We start from the raw sequence: 19,250 nt of genomic DNA on the forward strand, positions 1-19,250 counted from the left end.
ATGTTTGTATTGGCGAGAAGTGACAGCGATAAAACGTGATGTGATACGGCGTGAAGCGGGTTCAGGCGTGCGGCTCTTCTCCCACGCCAGCGCTGGGGTCGCCAAGCCAGGCGATCGTCAGCGCGCCAGCCAGCAGCACAGCGGCCACGGCGAGCAGCGCGGCGGTAAAGCCGCCCGAGAGATCCTTGATTGCGCCGATCATCGACGGTCCGACAAAACCGCCCAGATTGCCGATGGAAACGATCAGCGCGATGCCGCCCGCTGCGGCCCGGCCAGTCAGAAATCCAGATGGAATGGCCCAGTAAGTGGCCTGAAACGCGAGAATGCCGCTCACCGTGAAGCACAGGGCAATGAGTTTGGGCAGTGGGGTATCGAACATCGTGCTGATCGCCAGTGCGACGGCAGCGATGAAAAGCGCGCCCGCCACATACGGAATGCGATGCGTCGAGCGATTCGCAAAGCGTGCCCACACGAGCATCACCACGGCGCCAATCGCATAAGGAATCGCCGTGAGCCAGCCGATCACTGCATGGTCGACGCCGAACTGCTTGATGATCTGCGGCATCCAGAGGCCCACGCCAATCGAGCCGACAATGCCGCAGAAGTTGACGAGCGCGAGCACGAACACGCGCCAGTTGGTCATGGCGTCGCGCAGGCTGGAGCCGTGTTTGCCAGCGATACTGCGCTGTTCCAGCGCGAGACGCTGCGCGAGCACGTCCTTTTCGTCGCGGTTCAGCCAGCGTGCCTTTTCCGGACGATCGGCGAGAATGAAGAGGCAGGCGACGCCCAGTGCAATCGCGGGCAGTCCTTCGATGAGCAGCAACCACTGCCAGCTACGCAGCCCATGCACGCCGCCGAGTTGCAGCAGCGAACCCGATACCGGAGAGCCGATCATGTTTGCCACCGGAATACCGACGAGAAATGCGGCTGTCACTTTCGCGCGCCACTTGCCCGGAAACCATTGCGTGAAATAGAGGTAGATGCCCGGCGTAAAACCGGCTTCGGCAACGCCCAGCATGAAGCGCGCAGCGGCGAAACTTTTCGGACCGGCAACGAAGGCCGTCGCCATCGAAATCACGCCCCAGGTGATCATGATGCGCGCGATCCACATGCGCGCGCCGACCTTCTGCATGATCAGATTGCTGGGGATTTCAAACAGAAAATAGCCGATAAAGAACAGCCCCGCGCCCAACCCGAATTGCTGCGCGGTGAGGCCGAGATCCTTGTTCATCGTCAGCGCAGCGAAGCCGACGTTGGTGCGATCCAGATAGCTGATGACGTAGCAGATGAAAATGAACGGCAGGATGCGGCGGAACGCTTTTTCGAGCGTGCGCTCGCTGGCGGCGAATTGATCCGCCGACATGGGTGTGCCGGTTGGTTCGTGCGTGCGAGGTACAGCAGGCGCATTTGCCGTGCTGACGGGCTGGGAAATCTGCATGTGCGCTCCTGCGTTGCATCTCAGTCGGATGCAGCTTGTTGTCTTGTGGCCGGCAGGCGCGGGCGCGCGCTGCCGGTGTTCGCCGTTGCGCCTCAGCGCGTGGTGTGCGCCTGGCTGGGCAGCGGCCCGGCAATATCCAGTTCGGCCTTGAGCACAGTGCCGGTTACGGACTCGGTCATGAACAGTGTCTTCATGGCCGGGCCGCCGAAACAGAGGTTCGTCAGCGATGCGCCCGCCGGGCTGAGCAAAACCAGTTCGGGTTCGGCGAGGTGGTTGAGCGCCCACGCGCGGCCCAGACCTGGATTGGCGACGAACAGGCGTCCGGCGCTGTCGATGGTCAGGCCGTCCGGACCGCTCGGGCCATACGACGTGAAAAACTGGCCCACCTTGCTGACTGAACCATCGGCCTGCAACGGCACGCGCCACACGCAGTTGCCGCGCGTCATCGCGACGTACAGCACTTTTTCGTCGGGCGAGAGCACGAGACCATTCGGGCTAGGGCAGTTGCCGAGCAGCATGTCCAGCTTGCCTTCGGGCGAAAGCCGGTAGACGCGGCCAGTTGGATCGTGCAGACCCGTTTGCCCCTGATCCGTGAAGTACAGGTTGCCCTTCGAATCGAAGGTCAGGTCGTTGACGCCGCGAAATCGCTCGGTGTTGCGGCGTTCGAGATACGGCGTGACTACACCGCGCGCGATGTCGAGCAACATCAGGCCGTTGCGGTAATCCGTGATGAGCAGATGACCGTCATCGACGAGCTTCATGCCGTTCGGCTCGCCGTCGTATTCGACGACGAGTTCCCAGGCACCATCGGCCGAAATTCGAAACACGCGGCCGTGGGGAATGTCGGTCACATACAGATGCCCCGCAGGACTCCAGACCGGGCCTTCGAGAAAGGAGTCGGTCGGCTGGCCGCCACGATTCGCACGTGACCAGTCCGTCTGCACGTGCGCCTTGCGGAAATGTTCGGGCATGCGCGTGAACACGTCGGCGTGGCGTACTTCAGGCTGCTTGAGATAGAACATATCGAACCTGCAATTTCGCTTAGGACTACGCAGCGCTGCGCGCATGCGAATCGACGACGTCGATCACATTGGCGGCGGCGCCTTTGCCCATGTTCACGTAGGCCGCGTCGCTGACACCGCCGATGTGCGGCGACAGGATCACGTTCGGAATACCCTGGAAAACGTGCGGCGAGGGCATCGGTTCGACGTCGAAGCTGTCGAGGCCAGCGGCGAGCAGTTGGCCGCTCGATAGCGCTTGAGCGAGCGCGGGTTCGTCGATCAGGCCGCCACGCGCGGTGTTGACGAGAATGGCGCCCGGTTTGAACGTATCGAGTGTTTGCGCGTTGATCATGCGACGGTTTTCGTCGGTCAGCGGGCAGTGAAGCGAAACGATGTCGGACGACGAAAAGAGTTCGGCGAGGCCGACCAGTGTGACGCCTGCGGGCGCTTCTTTCGCATAGGGGTCGAACGCAAGAACACGCATATCGAAAGCCTGCGCCGCTGCCGCGACGCGTCGGCCGATCGCACCCAGCCCGACGAGCCCGATGGTGCGGCCCGCGAGTTCGAGCGACTTGTGCGTGGACTTGTCCCAGTGCCCCGCACGCATACGCACGTCGAGTTGCGGAACCGAATTTGCACACGCGAGAATCAGCGCCCACGTGTGTTCCGCGACTGCTGCCGCGTTGGCGCCCACGGCGGCGCGCACTGCGACGCCGCGCTCGGCGGCGGCTTTCTGGTCGATCACGTCGATACCGCTGCCGTGCTTCGAAATGACCTGAAGATGGCCGCCGCAAGCGTCCATCACGGCTGCGTTGATTTTGCCGTAGCGCACGATGATGGCCGTGGGCTGATGCGTGGAGCAGAGCGCGATCATGTCGCTTTCGGTCGGCGTTCGGCCGGCATATACGACTTCGAAATCGCGCAGCATGTCGAGCGCTTCAGATGCGAGATCGGTGCCGGTGACGATAAGAACCGGCTTCTGTGTTGCGACCTTCATTACAGAACCTCGCCTTCGGCCAGCATGCCCACGGCGCGCAGTTCCTTGTCGAGCCATGCCGGACGCAGGGCTTCGCGCTTGCGGATGGCGGCGATACGCGCGGTTTCGGCATCGACCTTTTTCTGCGCCAGCACGAGAATGCGCTCGACGTCTTCGCGCGGAATCACCACGACGCCATCGGCATCGCCGACGATCAGATCGCCCGGGTTGATGGTCGCGCCGCCGGCGGAAATCTGATAGTTGACGCGCCCGGCCACGCTCTTGGTTGGACCGCACGGATTGAGGCCCGCGGCAAACACCGGAAAGCCGTTCCGTGCCAGCTCGGCAGAGTCGCGTACGGCGGCGTCGAGCACCAGACCGCCAAGGCCAGATTCCTGCGCCTGTGTACTCATGATTTCGCCGATGAGCGCGCATGCCAGATCGCCCTTACCGTCGACCACAATGACGTCACCGGGCTGGGCGATGGCTAGCGCTGCGTGGATCGCCAGGTTGTCGCCTTGCCGCACTTCGACGGTGATGGCCGGGCCGGCCACTTTCATGCCTGGGGCAACCGGCTTGACGCGTCCGTGCAGCGTGCCGCGACGGCCCGCGACATCGGCGAGAATGGCCGCCTGGAATTGCGCTGCGGCCTGCACGAGTTCGGGCGAGACGCGCGTGATTTCACGGACGATGGACGGCGTGGCGTTGGGAGATGCGCTCATGTTCAATCAACCTCTCTTGTTGTGTTGTACCTAGTACAACAGTGGTGTACAAAGTGAAATCACTATAACGGCGCATAGGATTGGCTTGCCATTCAGGTTTACCCTCCGCTCTGTACAACTGCGTTGTACAGAGCAAAACTAAAAGAGCGAAAAGTTGTACGATGTACAATCGCAGAACGGAAAATGGAGGAGATGATGGGGAACGACGGGGTGCAGTCGGTCGAGAAGGCGTTATCGCTGCTCGACATCTTCAAGCCGGGCGCGGAGTCGCTTTCGCTCGCCGCGCTGTCGCAGGCGTCGGGGATGCACAAGACGACCGTGTACCGGCTGATGAATTCGCTGGAGCGAATGAACTACGTGATCCGCTCGGATAGCGGCTCGTATTCGCTTGGGCCGCGCGTGCTCTATCTGGGCAAGCTCTACGAGCAGTCGTTTCATCTGTCGTCGGTGGTCGAGCCGGCGCTGCATGCGCTTGCGACATCGACGAAAGAGAGCGCATCGTACTACGTCATCGATCATGCACAGCGGCTTTGCCTGTTTCGCGCGGAGCCATCGGAAGGGCTGCGCGAGACGCGGCTTCCCGGCACGGTGTTTCCGCTCGACGACACGGCGATCAGTCTGGTACTGCGGTTCTGGGGACTGGGTGAAGCGGTGTTCGATACGACGCCGGAGTTGCCGCTTTTCACGTCGGGCGCGCGCGACCAGCATACGGCGGCTTTTGCAGCGCCGATCTTTGGAGCTGGCGACAAGTTCATGGCGGCGCTGACGCTCTCGGGTCCGGCTTCCCGGCTCGATGCGACGCGCACGTCCGGGGATGTCGCGGCGCAGATGCTGCGAAGCGCCTCAGAATTGTCGAGAAAGCTGGGCACCAGCGTGGGTTTGTGCGAGCGGATGTACGGCGGTCGCCTCTGAGTGACGATTGCTCGTCGAAGCCGGGACACAACCACGGTCTCGAGCGATGCCTCCAACCTGCCGCCAAACAGTCGTTCGAGCTGACATTGGCGGCGGGCTGGTATTGGCCGCACTGCGTCCCACGGTCGGGCGCGCTGCTTGCCCCGGGTCCACGTCTCATGCAACGGTCATAACCGACCCGTTACGGCCAATCGCTGCTGTACGTGCTCAATGGCTGTTAGCAGAGTAGTACAGCCGCTCGAAGGACAGATTCGTCCGCCCCCAGAACGGTAGATTGGAGAATCATGTACTGACCTAGAACTTATGGCGGATGCCAACGCGTAGCGCCAACTGCCGGTCGGTCGATGACGGAGTCAACCCGGTGATCTGGGCAACCGCGTGGCTGCCGGTCGAGTCAATGCCACTGGCCTTTTCAAAAACGGCAATTGTGTAAAGATCGGTTCGCTTGGAGAGGAACCAGTCGAGCCCGGCGCTGAAGAGATGATAATCGGCGCCTTCCTTGCCACCAGCGCCCCCGTTGCGCGTGTAGTCGTACGCAACGCCTCCGAGCAAGGACGGCGTGATCTGATATTGCAGGTTCACTTCGATGTTGTTGAACGCGGCGGTATCCGCGTAGTGCAACGGGTTGGGGCCCGCCGATGACCCCAGATTGTCGAAGCGGGTATTTGAATACGCCACGTTCGTATTGAGCGCGCCCAGCGTCAATCCAACACCGGCAGCGGTAATCTCCAGGCGACCGGCCGATGCATAGCCCGCGAAAACGGGATTCGATTCGGGGCTGGTTGCACTGCCGAAACTGCCGAGATTGTTGCTCGTCGCAGGTCCGGCATTCGGATTCGCGCCGAAGAACGAGGTGTTCGGGTTGCTTACGTTGAGGTAAGCCGCGCCTGCTGAAAATGGCCCGGCCGCATACGATGCACCCGCGCCCCAGATCGAGTTCTGTGCCAAAGAGCCAGCTACGCCGCCAAGCCCCAGGATGGCTTCGACAGTGAGTCCGTTCCAGGTGCCGCTGCGGAACTTGATCGAATTGTTGATGCGTCGCGTGTTCTGGGCGTTATCGAGGTCGCCGGGGTGAGCGCTCATGTAGCCACCCCATTGCGGCGAAGCCAGATAAGGCCGGAAAAGATCGACGACGGGATCATACTGGCGACCCAGCGTGACCGTCCCGACATCGCTTTTAATGCCGACATAGGCCTGGCGTCCAAACAATGCACCTCCCTGATTGAGCGCGCCATTATTGCTGTAGAAGCCGTTTTCAAGCAGGAAAATCGCTTTCATGCCCGCGCCCAGATCTTCGCTTCCAATGAGCCCCCATCGACTTCCCTGAAGACCCGCTGACCCGCCCTCGATCATGGCGATCTGATGGCCGCCAGTGAAGCCCGTCGCAGTCTTGCCCTTCTGGATGTTGTTCGTATAGTTGATGCCGCTGTCGATGACCCCGTAAAGCGTCACGCTGCTTTGTGCACGACTGGTCGTCGTTAATGTCGAGCATGTAATAAGGATGCCAAAATAAATAGCCGACTTCTTCATTCGCGATGTCTCCAGAACGCAGATTGTTATTGATCGGCGCTTCACGCAGAAGCGCCGGAGCTACTGATTAGTGATGTGAGTTGGCCATCGAAGCCGCCGCGTCGGGTTCCGGGTGTTCGTTGAGGCGCAATAGCAAGGTCATCAGAAACGCGAGCACCAGCAGCCCGGAGAGAAACAGCAGCCCAGGCGTTGCGCTGGCGCCCGTACCCTTGATATAGCCAATCGCAAACGGCCCGACAAAGCCACCCAGATTTCCGATGGAATTGATCACTGCAATGGAGATCGCCGCCGTGGAGCGAGACAGAAACAACGTGGGGAGCGCCCAGAACGGTGACTTGAACGCATAAAGTCCGGCCAGGCTCAGGCTGATCATCGCGATCGACAGATACGGGTTGTTCGAAAGACCAGCACCCAGAAGCGCCACTGCGGCAACGCCAAGCGGAATCGCCGAATGCAGCCGCCGCTCGTTGCGCCGGTCGGAACGTCGGGACCACAGCACCATAACGATGGTCGCGAAGAGGTACGGGATCATCGCAATCAGGCCGATCTGCGTATGGCTGAGCGCGGTCGAAAATCCCTTGATGATCTGCGGCATCCAGTAGCCCACGCCCAGGCTGCCGCACTGATACACGAAGTAGATGAACGCCAGGTAGAGCACTTTCGGATTGCCCATTGCCCGGAACGACCCGAAATGCCGCGCGTTCGGCCGTGCCCGCGCATCCGCAGCAAGCTGTCCTTGCAGCCATTCGCGCTCGGCGGGCGAGAGCCATTTTGCGTCGGCGGGGCGGTCGCTCAGGAACAGGAAGCAGACAATGCCGCCGATCACGGCAGGCGCGCCCTCCAGCACGAGCATCCAGCGCCAGCCGCTCCACGCGAACCACTGGACGTGATCCATGATCCACGTGCTCAGCGGCGCGCCCACGATATACGAAACCGGAATTGCCGCGGTGAAAAGCGCGACCGTGGTGGCCAGTTCCTTCGCGCGAAACCAGTAGGTGAGGTAGACGATGATGCCGGGAAAGAAACCTGCCTCGGCGACACCCAGTAAAAAGCGCACAACGTAAAGCTGGGTCGCGGTGTGAACGAACGCCGATGCGACCGAGATCGCGCCCCACGTCACGAGAATCCGGGCGATCCAGACCCGTGCGCCGAACTTTGCCAGCATGGCATTGCTGGGCACTTCGAAAAGGAAGTAGCCGATGAAGAAAATGCCGGAAACGAAGCCGAACGCTTCGCTGCTCAGCGCCAGCTCCTTGTTCATCTGCAACGCCGCATAGCCGATGTTGGCGCGATCGAGATAGGAAATGATGTAGAGAACGAACACGAACGGGATGATGCGCCAGGCGATCTTGCGCACGACCGCCCGTTCGTCGAGGGGTGTGATGGGGGAATGCATATGTCTCCTGCGGCGGGGGACGCCCGCCGCGTGCCTCTGAAATGCGAGTGATGTGATGCGGGCGGATCAGGCCCGATGGGTCGAAAACAGCATGCAGACCGGGCTGCTCGATTTTTCGACGAAGCCGGTGGGCGCGAGGCGGCCGGTCTGGGCGTCGATTGCAAACGCGACGATGGTGTCGCTGTCTTCGTTGAGCGCGTACATGAAGCGGCCGTCGGGCGTGCTCGTCATGAAGCGCGGAGTCTCGCCGAGCGTCGGCTCCGCACTAACGAACCGCAGATGGCCGTTCGTCTGATCGACGCTAAAGACGGCGATGCTGTCGTCGCCGCGATTCGAGGCGTAGACGAAGCGTCCGCTGCGATCCACTTCGATTTCCGATGCGCGGCTGTTGCCCGTAAAGGTGTCGGGCAGGCTGGACAGCACCTGCAATGGCGTGAGCGATCCGGTGGCTGCGTCGTATCGATACGCGGTGACGGTGGAGTCGAGTTCGTTGACAACCCACGCGTACTGGCCGCCTGGATGGAACGCGATATGACGCGGACCGGCGCCTTCGCGCGATTCGACAAAAGGTTGAGCGGCGGGCGTGAGCGTGCCGTTTTCGAAACGGAATGAGAACGTGCGGTCGAGTCCCTTGTCCGGGACGATCACGAACTGGCCGCCAGGTCCAAACGGGTTGAAATGCGGCTTCGACTGCTTCTGCTCGATGCGATGCGGGCCGATGGGGCCGTCCAGATGCACGAGTTGCGTGAGCGGTTCGAGCGAACCGTCGGTGGCGATGGGCAGCACGGCAAGACTCGCGCCGATGTGATTCGACACGACCACGTAACGCCCGCTCGGGTCGATCGCGAGGTGCACGGGGTTCTTGCCCTCGGTGCTCTGGCGATTCAGAAACGTCAGCTTGCCGCTCGTCTTGTCGACCTTGAACGCGCTGATGTCGCTCAGATCGCCATGCACGGTATAAAGCCGTTCGCCATCGTGCGAAAGCGCAAGGAACGACGGGTTGACGAGGTCTTTCACGAGTTGGACGAAGGTGAGCGCGCCGGTCTGGGTATCGACCTGATACACGCTGATGCCATCGCCGCGGGCGTTACGTTCACGCGTGGTGCGCGAGCCGACATAAGCAAACATGGGGTTCATTCCTTTTAAATCTCGTTGGCCAGAGGCCGTTTCTGCGGCAAAGACCGGCGGGCGCGCAAAGCCGGTAAGTCCCGAAAGGGCCAGCGCACCCAGCGAAGCGCCCGCCTGCATGAGCTTGCGGCGCCGCGAATCGAAGGGCGCGCGCCATGCGTCGCCGCCGCTCTTTTCCATGGTTGTCTCCGGATTGTTATGTTTGGGGTTTTCACTATGATTGCATTTTTGCCTGGAAAAGTGCAAAAATACAGTCATGGAAAACACTGACACCCTACTGACCGGTCACCTCGACGTTGCTGGTGCCCGCCTGCGATACGTCGACCTGCCGGCGATGTTCGGCGCGCAACTTGCCGAACTGCCCGTCGTGCTGCGTCTGCTGCTCGAAAACGTGATCCGCAACACGGAAGGCGACGAGCGCCGCGCGGCCATCGACGCGATCCTTGCGTGGCGCACGCAGGGCACGAGCGAGCACGAAATCGCCTATCAGCCCAATCGTGTGCTGATGCACGACACGACGAGCACGCCCGCACTGGTCGATATCGCCGCGATGCGCGATGCGCTTGCCGAAGCAGGCGCGGATCCGGCCGCGCTCAATCCGGTGCTGCCGGTGGATTCGTCGGTGGATCATTCGCTTGCGGTCGAGTATTTCGGCGAACGCGAGGCCGCGCCGAAAAATCTCGCGCTGGAACTGCGCCGCAACGGCGAGCGTTATCGTTTCCTGCGCTGGGCGTCGCAATCGCTCACGGGCGTGCGCATTCATCCGCCGGGCACGGGCATCATGCACACGATAAATCTGGAGCAACTGGCGACCGTCGTGACTCGGGTCGAGCGCGATGGTGGCGGTGAGCGTGAAAGCTGGGCCGTGCCCGACACAATGATCGGCACTGACAGCCACACGCCGATGATCAACGGCATCGGCGTGCTGGGTTGGGGCGTGGGAGGACTCGAAGCGCAGACGGTGATGTTCGGCATGCCGGTGATGCAGCGCATTCCCGACGTGATCGGCGTGCATCTTACGGGCGCGCTCAAGCCGGGCGCGCTGGCTACGGATCTGGCGCTGACGGTCACGCAACGCCTGCGTGCGATTGGCGTCGCGGGTGAGTTCGTCGAATTCTTTGGTCCCGGTGTCGAAACGCTCAGTGCGGGCGAGCGCGCGGTCGTTGCGAACATGGCGCCGGAATATGGCGCGTCAACCGGCTTTTTCCCCGTCGATAGCCACACGCTGGACTATCTGCGCACGACGAATCGCAGCGAAGAATCCATCGCGCTGGTCGAGGCGTTCACGCGCGCGGCGGGTCTCTGGTTCGACCCGCACGCCACGCCGCGCTACACGCGCACGATCGAGATCGATCTTGCGAGCATCGGCATGCATGTGGCCGGTCCGCGTCGGCCGCAGGATCTGCTCGATTACACGGCGCTGCCTGCCGCGCTGGCGAAATTGGAATTTACGCCTAAAACGCCCGACGCCGATATGCCGCGACATCCGGTGGCGATCGCCGCGATCACGAGTTGCACAAATACGTCCGATCCCGCTTTGCTGATCGCGGCGGGGCTGGTCGCACGCAAGGCGCGCTTGAAAGGCCTGAGCGTGCCCGCGTGGATCAAGACGTCGCTGGCGCCAGGATCGCCCGCCGCCGCGAACTATCTGGCGCGCGTGGGCCTGACCGACGATCTGGCGGCCGTGGGCTTCGATATCGTCGGCTATGGTTGCACGACCTGCATCGGCAATTCCGGGCCGCTCACGCAAAGTGTGCGCGCGGCGCAGGCCGAAGGGCGCATCTATCCGGTCGCCATGTTGTCCGGCAACCGCAATTTCGCAGGCCGTATCCATCCGGATCTCGACTTGGGTTTCATCATGTCGCCGCCGCTCGTAATCGCGTTCGCGCTGGCAGGCAATGCCGAAATCGATCTGAGCCGCGAGCCGGTCCAGATTGCCGCCGATGGCACGCCGGTCTTTCTGCGCGATCTGTGGCCCACGCGTGAGGAGGTGGCCGCGCTGGTGGCGCAATCGGCTGAACCGCAGGACTATCCGCGCGCGTTTGCGGTGGCCAGCCGCAATCCCGCGTGGCACGATCTGGAAGCGCCTTCGTCCGCGCGCTTTCCGTGGGATGAGCAATCGACGGCCTTGCGTCGTCCGCCCTTTGCCGCCGCTGATCAGGGCAGCCAGCTCGGGCACTATCGCGCCTATCCGCTGCTGGTGCTCGGCGACGACATCACGACCGATCATATTTCCCCGGCGAGTGCGATCCCGAAAGACAGCTTCGTCGCCGATTTCCTCGTCTCGCGCGGCGATGATCGCGACGATCTGAACGTGTTCGCGTCGCGGCGCGGCAACTGGGAAGTGATGATGCGGGCGGCGTTCTACAGCAAGACGCTGGTCAACCGCCTGAAAGCGGGCATGCCGGTCGCACACACCCTGCATGTGCCGAGCGGCGACGTGCTGCCGATCTTCGAAGCCGCGCAGCGTTATGCCGATGCGGGCGACGCGGTCGTGCTGGTCGCGGGCGAGCGCTACGGTACCGGCTCATCGCGCGACTGGGCCGCGAAGGGCCAGCGCCTGCTGGGTATTCGCGCCGTGCTGGCTGCGAGCTTCGAGCGCATCCATCGCTCGAACCTCATCGGCATGGGGATTCTGCCGCTGCGCTTCGCGCCTGGCACGCATCCGGATACGCTCGCCCTTGGGCCGGGTGATATGCTCGACGTCCAGGCGGATGCCGCGACGATCTCCCCGCGCTGCGCGGTGCCGGTCAGGATCGTGCGCGCCGACGGCCGCATCGAATCGATCGCGGTGCGCGCGGCCGTGGAAACGCAGCTTGAATGCCGATTGCTGCGCTCGGGCGGCGTGATTCCGCTGATCCTGCAAAACACACTCGCAACCGGGAGCCATTGAGCGACGCCCCGCGTTGCGGGAATAGCTGAATGAAATGATCGACCAATCCATTGCGACCCAGATACTCGACCTGATCCGCACCGAAGGCATGGAGGCCGGCGCGCATCTGCCCGCGCAGATGCTCGCCGACCGCCTGCGCGTGTCGCGCTCGCCCGTGAATGAAGCGCTCGCGCTGCTGCACGAGAAAGGCGTGCTCAGGCGCGAGAAGAATCGCGGGTTTTTCGTGGCGCGTCCGGTGATCGAGTCATTGTCCGACGTAGTGGAAGAGCTGGGTCTTTCCGAAACCGATCTCGTCACCCGCGTGTATTTCCAGATCGCGGATGACCGGCTCAAAGGTCAGTTGCCCGATACGTTTTCCGAGCAACTGATCCGTACGCGCTATAGCCTGACGACGGGACAGTTGACGGCCGTGCTCGGGCGCATTGCGCAGGAGGGATGGGCCGAACGCAAACCCGGTTACGGCTGGGAGTTTTCGCCGATGCTCACAACGCCAGACAGTCTGCTGAAGTCGTACCGCCTGCGTCTTGCGCTGGAGCCGGCGGCATTGCTTGAACCGGGTTACAAGCTTGATCGCAAGGTGCTCGAACGCTGCCGGGAGGTCGAAAAGCACCTGCTGGCAGGCGGCATCGAGACCGATACTGCAGATCAACTCCACGAACGCGGCGTGCGATTTCACGAATCGCTGGTCGAGGCTTCGGGAAACAGCTTTTTCATCGACACGATCCGGCGCGTGAATCGTGTGCGGCGCCTGCTGTCCTATCGTTCGATGCAGCATCGCGAACGTTACGTCGAGCATGCGAAGCAGCATCTTTACGTGCTCGAACTGCTCGAACAGGAACGCAACGAGGACGCCTCCGAGGAACTGCGTCAGCATTTGCTGCATACGCTCGATGCGCTGTCGAATATCCGCGAAATTTTTGAACCGTAATAGACGCCCGGCACGTGGCGTCGCACACATCAATCCATGAATATCGATTCCGCTGTCATCAAAGCCTTTGCACCCACGGGCGTCCTGCGCGCTTCCATCAATCTCGGCAATCCGATTCTTGCTAATCGCGATTCCGCCACGGGCGAGCCGTTTGGCGTATCTGTGGATCTCGCGCGTGATTTTGCGGCGTATCTGGGTTTGCCGCTCGAACTCGTGGTGTTCGATGCGGCCGGCAAGTCCGTCGAGGCAGTGAGCGACGAACGCGCGGATTTCGGTTTTTTCGCGGTGGATCCCAAGCGTGGTGAGACGATCGCGTTCACCGCGCCTTACGTGCTGATCGAAGGGTTCTATCTCGTGCGCGAGGATTCGCCCGTTCGCACCAACGCCGACGTGGATACGGCCAATCATCGCGTGGCCGTTGGCAAGGGAAGCGCCTATGACCTCTTCCTCACGCGCGAATTGAAGGCGGCGCAGATCGTGCGCGCGCCAACGTCGCCAGCAGTGGTGCAGACCTTCATTCAGCAAGGGCTGGAGGTGGCTGCAGGGGTCAAACAGCAACTGCAGGCCGATGCGAGCAAGGTGGTTGGTTTGCGTCTTCTGGACCAGCGTTTCATGGTGATTCGTCAGGCGATGGGCGTCGCTAGGAGCCGGGGTGAGCAGGCTGCCGCTTTGCTCGCGGATTTCGTGGAGCAAAAGAAAGCATCGGGATTCGTCGCCGACGCGCTTGCGCGACATGGCATCGAAGGCGCTTCGGTGGCCCCGGCGGCTTGAATGCCTATGCGAGGCCCCGGAGTGTGACAGCTTTCACCCGGCGAAGCGGCCGTTCGAATGTCACCCGTTTCCGAGACATGCCCGGCTGTTTCTGGCCGGCTACCGACCCACGACCAGACACGTCGATCGCCTCGGGTGCAGGCCTTCATGCGAAAGGCATAAAACGACCCGGAGCAGCCAATGGGGGAACCGGTTTCCCATGACCGTTGATGAGTTGGAAGTAGGGACCGTGGCCACAGCCATCAAGTCCACTACTTCCTAAAGGGAGCGGGGCCGTGTAGAGGCACGGCTGGCGCGCTGAGGTGGCCGAAGGGGCAATCTACGCGCTCGCGCACTGCGAGATCCACCGACTGTATGACGGGCTCGACGACTACCGCGCCGAAGCGTTCATCGTGCGCATCGATGACCCGGGCGGCGGAGTGTCGCCGCTCGTGCCGGCTTTGGCCATGGTGCATGTCGCCCAACGCATCGATGGCGCCGTCGAGACTACACAGCCCGACTCCATACCATACTCACGGCATTGGGACTCTCAACTTCGCACTTGCCCCGGATCTGAGTCGGCGCTGTCACGAACCCGGCTTAGTATCAAGTCCCCACTCTGCGCACAGAGCATCATGGGCGCAAAATGATCGAGCCGTTTGCTTTGCCTGCTTCCAACTGACGCTGCGCTTCGCCTGCTTCGGCCAGCGGTAGAACGGTCCCGATCTGCGCTCTCAGACCGCTTTGCACGCGTTGGAATGTGGCCAGTCCCGCTTTGCGATAACGCGACGGATCGGCAATGAAGCGGAACACGCTCGGACGCGAAAGCGCAATCGAACGGGCGGGGCCGAGCAGAGACAGGTCGATCGGCCCGGGATCACCGTCGACCTGACCGACGCTGGCGACCATTCCAAATGGACGCACGGCCCCGAGCGTCTCGATGAGCGTCTTTCCCCCGATACCGTCGATGGCGTAATCAACGCCACGGCCACCGGTCAATGCGTGAACGGCGGTAGTGAAGTTCTGTTGGCGGTAAAGAATCACATCGTCCAGACCAAACTCCTTCGCCAGTTCCGCCTTCTCTTTCGAGCCCGCGGTGCCGATGACACGCGCGCCCAATGCTTTCGCCCATTGCGTCACAACAAGTCCGAGTCCGCCGGCGGCGGCATGGACCAAAACCGTGTCGCCGGCTCTGACGCTATAGACGAGGGAAGTCAGCATGTGCGCGGTAATACCTCGCAGCAGCAGACTGGCGGCCGTGTCGTCGTCAATGTCGTCAGGCAACGGGAGCACGCGAGCCGCAGAAATATTGCGCGCGCTGGCATAGCTGCCGACTGGCGGACCGGCGTAGGCGACGCGCTGGCCAGTGTGCAGCGATTCGACGCCTTCGCCAATCGCGTCGATGACGCCCGCGGCTTCAACGCCCAGCACGGCGGGAAGTGCTGGCAGCGGGTAGAGGCCCGAGCGGTGGTAGATATCGACGAAATTGACACCGATAGCCGTCTGGCGGATGCGCACCTCGCCGGGTGCGGGCGCTGGGAGCGTGGTCTCGTGCAGCTTTAGCGCCGACGCGTCGCCGTGCTGCGTAATGGCGAGTTCGACCGCAGGAAGCGGCGATGTCCCGGGTATGGCTATGGAAGGCATGCTTTCCTCGTGATGTTTGATCTGGCAAGCTCATGGTGCACTGAGAGGAAGCTCCGAACAATTCCGCATAAATCGACAATGAGTGTGCAAAAAAACACAGGCAAGGCCGGGCTTGAAAGCCCGCGTCTGCAATGGGACGACATCCGCTATTTCCTCGAACTGGCGCGAACCGGAAGTCTCTCGGGGGCGGCGCGTAAGCTCTGCGTAGAGCATTCGACAGTTGCCCGCAGGGTCGAGGCGCTAGAGCAGTCACTGGGCCTCAGGCTGTTTGATCGTTTGCCGAAAGGCTGGACGCTTACCGCAGAGGGAGACGCGCTCGCCCGGCAAGCAACGTGTCTTGACGCCGAAGCGCAGGCATTTTCCCGCGCTGCCGCGGGCATATCGTCCTTGAGCGGAACAGTTCGATTGTCTGCGCCGCCTGTGCTGGCGAGTCATCTTCTGGTGCCACGTCTATCCGCAATGCGTGCCCAATGGCCAAACATCGATCTCGAGGTGATGGGAGAGTCACGTGATGCGAGTCTGTCTCGCGGAGAGGCGGATCTGGCGATTCGCATGTCCAGGCCAACAGCCTCAGGTCTGGCCGCGAGACGCGTCGGCGAAATGGGTTATGGCCTCTACGCCGTGAGCGGGTATCAAGAACGGCCTGAGTCGGAATGGGAGTTCCTTGGCTATGACGAGCATCTCAGTCAGGTACCCCAGCAGCGCTGGCTCAAACAGTTCGCCGGAGAACGCCGATTCGTATTCCGAAGCAATGATCTTGCCGCTTTATTGCCTGCGGCCAAAGCGGGGCTAGGGGTGGCCGTGCTTCCGTGTTTTCTGGCTGCGCAAGATCCGGCGCTTCGTCTGATATCGAATCATGTTTGTCCGATCGTCCGACCGTTATGGCTAGTGATGCATCCGGACGTAAGGCGTTCCCCCCGTGTGCGGCTAATTGCCGAGATGGTTGCCGATCTAATTGGGAAAACCTCAGAATTGTCGTCGGATACTTCAGCGTCAGTGGCAGAATAGCCGTCTGTTGTCTGCGTCGGCGCGTGCCTGCGCACCAATGTTCGCCCGGACGGGGCGAGCTGCAGAACTCGCTATTGGCAGCTGTCGTCGAGGAAACCGGACAGCGAGCGGCTACTTTCGGCTGTGGATCTGCCGCCTGAATGTCTTTCCACGCCTGAAAGTGCAAGTCCGAAAGTGGCCGAGGACCGCCAGATGCGTCGCTCATGAGGCGACGCTGCATCGAAGCGTGGCGACCGGCAGAGTACGACCCATTACCGTCACTTGTCCATTGAGCTACATCGTCCGCTCGCTACTGCGCAACGGCCTTTCACGCTTAGGGAGACGATGCCGCTTTTGAAGTTTCGAACATCGCTGGAGCTAATTTGGCGAGGCTCAAGCCAGAGCGAACATAGTCGCTGCTTCGGCATGAATCGCAGTCGAGTCGAAACCTGGTAGCTCGAGTTTGTCTGCGTCGAGAATCAAACAGATTTCTGTGCATCCAAAAATCACGGAATCAGCACCTTCAGCCTTTGCCTTGTTGATGAGTTCGTTCAAGGTTTGGCGCGAGCTATCCTGCACCGAGCCAGCACAGAGTTCATTAAAAATGATCTTGTGCACTTGCGTTCGGCCGTCCGCATCGGGGACTATCACGTCAATGCCGTGCCGCTTCATGCGCTCATGATAGTAGCCGTGTTCCATCGTGTAACGCGTAGCGATCAAGAACGGGCGCTTGCAGTTTGCCGCTTGCAAGTGCTTCGCGGTCTCGTCGATAACGTGAATCAGCGGAATGCTTACCGCCGATTCGACGGGGGGCGCTACGAGATGCATCGTGACCGCACAGATCAACAGGCAGTCAGCGCCAGCGCGCTCCAGTGTGCGCCCGATACTCGCCAAGTATTCCCCAGCCTCATCCCAGCGTCCGGCCTGCTGCATTTCGACAATCTTTTGAAAGTCGACCGAGTAAAGCAACAGTTCTGCCTGGTGCAAGCCGCCTAAGCGATTCTTCACCAGTTGATTGATCTGCCGATAGTAGACGGCCGTCGCTTCGCAACTCATGCCGCCGATCAATCCGATTTTCCGCATTTTCCTTCCTTTGATGGTGAGTCAGTCTGCACAGCGTTGGTTTCAGATGAAATGTGATCACACACCGGAAGCGTCTCTGTACATGACTTCCGCGCCCCGAGTCTGGAGGGCCAATTCGACGAATCGATTCAGCAGATGCCTAGCATCCTTCGCATCTACCAGATCATCAACGAGTGCATCCGCGCTCCGCCCTTCAGATGCCAACACGTCGGCGCGTAGACGAATGCATTTTTCCGCAATCGTTGGGGTGAATTCGGGATGAAACTGGGTTGAGACAGCGTTTGGCCCATAGCGAACGATTTGGTGTCGGTCGTGAGCCGAGTAAGCAAGCACTTCAGCACCTTGGGGCAATTTGACGATTGTCTGGAGGTGGGTCAGATGCGCCGCAAACTGCGTAGGCAAGTCGATCAGGAGTGGGTCACTTTCTGCTGCTGGCAACAGATTGATCGCGTGGCAACCGACTTCACGCCCATCAGGATGGAAATCGACGACACCGCCTAGAGCATGAGCTATCAGTTGATGGCCGTAGCACACACCGAACAGCGGCATGTTGATTTTCATCGCCTCACGAATCCACTGCGCAGTGTCTTCACTCCACTTCAGGCGCTCGGTGACGTGCGCCCACGAACCCGTAATTATCGCGACACGGTTGGCGTCCGGTGGAGGCAAGTGCTCGCCTTCGAAAACGCGAACAATCTCCACCTCAATAGACTGCTTTCCCAGCGCGAGACAAAACCAGTCTGATAGATCGCCGACGTTTGAGCGGACTTCATCGGGAGGGGTGCCAACTTGCAGGATGAGTATAGGGGTCGGAGTCATTACAAAAGGCTAGTGAAATCAAGGGCGTGTTGGCTCGATGATCAAAGAGTCTAGCTTGACCAAGGCATCCTGAAAAATGAATAATTCAGAAAAAGGATTCTTGAAATGAGAAATTTGGATCTGGACTCGCTTGAAGTATTCAAAGCTGTCGTCGATTTTGGTGGTGTTACTAAGGCCGCGGCACATCTGAATCGGGTGCAATCAAACATCACCACGCGGGTGAAAAATCTGGAAGAGCGGCTGGGTGTGGCGTTGTTTCGAAAACAGGGAACGAGACTTGTCCTGTCGCCCGAGGGCCGTTTGCTACTCGTCTATGCGGAGCAATTGCTCCGCATCGCTTCGGAAGCTGAGTCAGCGCTGAAGAAGGGAACGCCGTCGGGCACATTGCGTATCGGGACGCTGGAGAGCACCGCAGCGGCGCGGTTGCCACCTTTCCTTTCTCGATATCACGAACACTTCCCCGATGTACATATCGACCTGGTCACGGGTACGACCACGGCGTTAATCAGTCGTGTGCACCGTTACGACGTCGAGGCCGCATTCATCTCGGAGCCGTTCAACGGGACTGATCTGGAAACTGAGGAGGCGTTCTCAGAAGAATTGGTTCTTATCGCCCCAAACAGGTCCGAGCACATCAAGTCAGCGAAGCATCTCTACGGATGCACGATTATCGCGTTCGCCGTTGGTTGCTCCTATCGTCGAATCCTTGACGACTGGCTTAAGGCGTGCGACGTGCACCCGGAGCGCGTGCTTGAGCTTGCTTCGTACCACGCAATCGTGGCATGCGTGGCGGCAGGGTCCGGGGTCGCCATCGTTCCACGCTCGGTCCTCAAAGCAATGCATGCGGAGACTCTCGTTAAGATCCTCGAGCTTCCTTCAAGGGTTGCACGTGTTCGGACGCATCTGGTTTGGCCTATCGGTCACAGATCCGTTGCGCTCGATGCTCTCCGCGAAGAAGTCTGTATCAATCGTACTGGTGTTGAATGACCGAAACGGGTTGCCTTTGAGTCGTATCCCTCGGTAGGGCAAGCGACTCTTCATGG

General features: G+C 60.9%; 16 protein-coding genes. 6 read left to right on the forward strand and 10 right to left on the reverse strand.

Features of this window, described 5'->3' with window-relative positions; genetic code table 11:
- Positions 1–61: 61 nt before the first annotated feature.
- The 4 genes from U5A67_RS37530 to U5A67_RS37545 all read right to left on the reverse strand — a co-directional run bounded on the left by U5A67_RS37530 (position 62) and on the right by U5A67_RS37545 (position 4,137).
- Complete coding sequence (locus U5A67_RS37530) at positions 62–1,438, reverse strand: MFS transporter (RefSeq protein ID WP_321818364.1); 1,377 nt, start codon at positions 1,436–1,438, stop codon at positions 62–64.
- 92 nt (positions 1,439–1,530) lie between these two features.
- Positions 1,531–2,460, reverse strand: coding sequence for an SMP-30/gluconolactonase/LRE family protein (locus U5A67_RS37535; protein WP_321818365.1), 930 nt, complete (start codon positions 2,458–2,460; stop codon positions 1,531–1,533).
- Positions 2,461–2,485: 25 nt separating this feature from the next.
- A complete protein-coding gene (locus tag U5A67_RS37540; RefSeq protein ID WP_321818366.1) occupies positions 2,486–3,436 on the reverse strand; it encodes a hydroxyacid dehydrogenase in 951 nt (316 codons plus the stop codon).
- Positions 3,436–4,137 carry an RraA family protein gene (locus tag U5A67_RS37545; protein WP_321818367.1) on the reverse strand — a complete coding sequence of 234 codons (702 nt, stop codon included), beginning with the start codon at positions 4,135–4,137 and terminating at the stop codon, positions 3,436–3,438. The genes U5A67_RS37540 and U5A67_RS37545 overlap by 1 nt, the downstream gene beginning before the upstream one ends.
- A gap of 195 nt (positions 4,138–4,332) precedes the next feature.
- Between U5A67_RS37545 and U5A67_RS37550 the strand changes: the two genes are divergently transcribed.
- Positions 4,333–5,049: an IclR family transcriptional regulator gene (locus U5A67_RS37550; protein ID WP_321818383.1), complete on the forward strand. Its 717-nt coding sequence runs from the start codon at positions 4,333–4,335 to the stop codon at positions 5,047–5,049.
- 294 nt (positions 5,050–5,343) lie between these two features.
- On the opposite strand, the gene U5A67_RS37555 is transcribed toward U5A67_RS37550, so the two are convergent.
- The 3 genes from U5A67_RS37555 to U5A67_RS37565 form a co-directional block, all read right to left on the reverse strand.
- Positions 5,344–6,579 (reverse strand): porin, encoded by a 1,236-nt coding sequence (locus U5A67_RS37555; RefSeq protein WP_321818368.1) that lies wholly within the window; start codon positions 6,577–6,579, stop codon positions 5,344–5,346.
- A 67-nt stretch (positions 6,580–6,646) separates the two neighbouring features.
- Entirely contained in the window at positions 6,647–7,975 is a 1,329-nt protein-coding gene (locus tag U5A67_RS37560; protein WP_321818369.1) for an MFS transporter, read from the reverse strand.
- 66 nt (positions 7,976–8,041) lie between these two features.
- Positions 8,042–9,103, reverse strand: a complete 1,062-nt coding sequence (locus U5A67_RS37565; RefSeq protein ID WP_321818370.1) for a lactonase family protein — start codon at positions 9,101–9,103, stop codon at positions 8,042–8,044.
- A gap of 256 nt (positions 9,104–9,359) precedes the next feature.
- On the opposite strand from U5A67_RS37565, the gene acnA reads away from it, so the two are divergent.
- Genes acnA through U5A67_RS37580 form a run of 3 tightly spaced genes read left to right on the forward strand, consistent with a single transcriptional unit; the run spans position 9,360 to position 13,695 of the window.
- Positions 9,360–11,996, forward strand: coding sequence for an aconitate hydratase AcnA (acnA, locus tag U5A67_RS37570; RefSeq protein ID WP_321818371.1), 2,637 nt, complete (start codon positions 9,360–9,362; stop codon positions 11,994–11,996).
- Positions 11,997–12,030: 34 nt separating this feature from the next.
- Complete coding sequence (locus U5A67_RS37575; RefSeq protein WP_321818372.1) at positions 12,031–12,924, forward strand: GntR family transcriptional regulator; 894 nt, start codon at positions 12,031–12,033, stop codon at positions 12,922–12,924.
- 36 nt (positions 12,925–12,960) lie between these two features.
- Entirely contained in the window at positions 12,961–13,695 is a 735-nt protein-coding gene (locus tag U5A67_RS37580; RefSeq protein WP_321818373.1) for an ABC transporter substrate-binding protein, read from the forward strand.
- A gap of 612 nt (positions 13,696–14,307) precedes the next feature.
- On the opposite strand, the gene U5A67_RS37585 is transcribed toward U5A67_RS37580, so the two are convergent.
- A complete protein-coding gene (locus U5A67_RS37585) occupies positions 14,308–15,318 on the reverse strand; it encodes a quinone oxidoreductase (RefSeq protein WP_321818374.1) in 1,011 nt (336 codons plus the stop codon).
- 78 nt (positions 15,319–15,396) lie between these two features.
- On the opposite strand from U5A67_RS37585, the gene U5A67_RS37590 reads away from it, so the two are divergent.
- Positions 15,397–16,326 (forward strand): LysR family transcriptional regulator, encoded by a 930-nt coding sequence (locus U5A67_RS37590; protein WP_321818375.1) that lies wholly within the window; start codon positions 15,397–15,399, stop codon positions 16,324–16,326.
- Between the two features lie 372 nt (positions 16,327–16,698).
- On the opposite strand, the gene U5A67_RS37595 is transcribed toward U5A67_RS37590, so the two are convergent.
- Together U5A67_RS37595 and U5A67_RS37600 are read right to left on the reverse strand one after the other, a co-directional pair.
- Positions 16,699–17,388, reverse strand: a complete 690-nt coding sequence (locus tag U5A67_RS37595; RefSeq protein ID WP_321818376.1) for an aspartate/glutamate racemase family protein — start codon at positions 17,386–17,388, stop codon at positions 16,699–16,701.
- A gap of 57 nt (positions 17,389–17,445) precedes the next feature.
- Complete coding sequence (locus tag U5A67_RS37600) at positions 17,446–18,207, reverse strand: glutamine amidotransferase (protein ID WP_321818377.1); 762 nt, start codon at positions 18,205–18,207, stop codon at positions 17,446–17,448.
- Between the two features lie 105 nt (positions 18,208–18,312).
- Here U5A67_RS37600 and U5A67_RS37605 point away from each other — a divergent pair, with 105 nt between their 5' ends.
- Positions 18,313–19,194: a LysR family transcriptional regulator gene (locus tag U5A67_RS37605; RefSeq protein WP_321818378.1), complete on the forward strand. Its 882-nt coding sequence runs from the start codon at positions 18,313–18,315 to the stop codon at positions 19,192–19,194.
- The last annotated feature ends 56 nt before the right edge of the window (positions 19,195–19,250 follow it).

The sequence above is a fragment of the Paraburkholderia sp. J69-1 genome (assembly GCF_905220255.1).
Taxonomy (GTDB): Bacteria; Pseudomonadota; Gammaproteobacteria; order Burkholderiales; family Burkholderiaceae; genus Paraburkholderia.

Coding starts and splice junctions, on each gene's coding strand:
- U5A67_RS37530 (WP_321818364.1), bottom strand. CDS start 1,438: ATGCAGATTTCCCAGCCCGTCAGCACGGCAAATGCGCCTGCTGTACCT.
- U5A67_RS37545 (WP_321818367.1), bottom strand. CDS start 4,137: ATGAGCGCATCTCCCAACGCCACGCCGTCCATCGTCCGTGAAATCACG.
- U5A67_RS37555 (WP_321818368.1), bottom strand. CDS start 6,579: ATGAAGAAGTCGGCTATTTATTTTGGCATCCTTATTACATGCTCGACA.
- U5A67_RS37575 (WP_321818372.1), top strand. CDS start 12,031: ATGATCGACCAATCCATTGCGACCCAGATACTCGACCTGATCCGCACC.
- U5A67_RS37560 (WP_321818369.1), bottom strand. CDS start 7,975: ATGCATTCCCCCATCACACCCCTCGACGAACGGGCGGTCGTGCGCAAG.
- U5A67_RS37540 (WP_321818366.1), bottom strand. CDS start 3,436: ATGAAGGTCGCAACACAGAAGCCGGTTCTTATCGTCACCGGCACCGAT.
- acnA (WP_321818371.1), top strand. CDS start 9,360: ATGGAAAACACTGACACCCTACTGACCGGTCACCTCGACGTTGCTGGT.
- U5A67_RS37580 (WP_321818373.1), top strand. CDS start 12,961: ATGAATATCGATTCCGCTGTCATCAAAGCCTTTGCACCCACGGGCGTC.
- U5A67_RS37590 (WP_321818375.1), top strand. CDS start 15,397: ATGAGTGTGCAAAAAAACACAGGCAAGGCCGGGCTTGAAAGCCCGCGT.
- U5A67_RS37585 (WP_321818374.1), bottom strand. CDS start 15,318: ATGCCTTCCATAGCCATACCCGGGACATCGCCGCTTCCTGCGGTCGAA.
- U5A67_RS37550 (WP_321818383.1), top strand. CDS start 4,333: ATGGGGAACGACGGGGTGCAGTCGGTCGAGAAGGCGTTATCGCTGCTC.
- U5A67_RS37535 (WP_321818365.1), bottom strand. CDS start 2,460: ATGTTCTATCTCAAGCAGCCTGAAGTACGCCACGCCGACGTGTTCACG.
- U5A67_RS37600 (WP_321818377.1), bottom strand. CDS start 18,207: ATGACTCCGACCCCTATACTCATCCTGCAAGTTGGCACCCCTCCCGAT.
- U5A67_RS37605 (WP_321818378.1), top strand. CDS start 18,313: ATGAGAAATTTGGATCTGGACTCGCTTGAAGTATTCAAAGCTGTCGTC.
- U5A67_RS37565 (WP_321818370.1), bottom strand. CDS start 9,103: ATGTTTGCTTATGTCGGCTCGCGCACCACGCGTGAACGTAACGCCCGC.
- U5A67_RS37595 (WP_321818376.1), bottom strand. CDS start 17,388: ATGCGGAAAATCGGATTGATCGGCGGCATGAGTTGCGAAGCGACGGCC.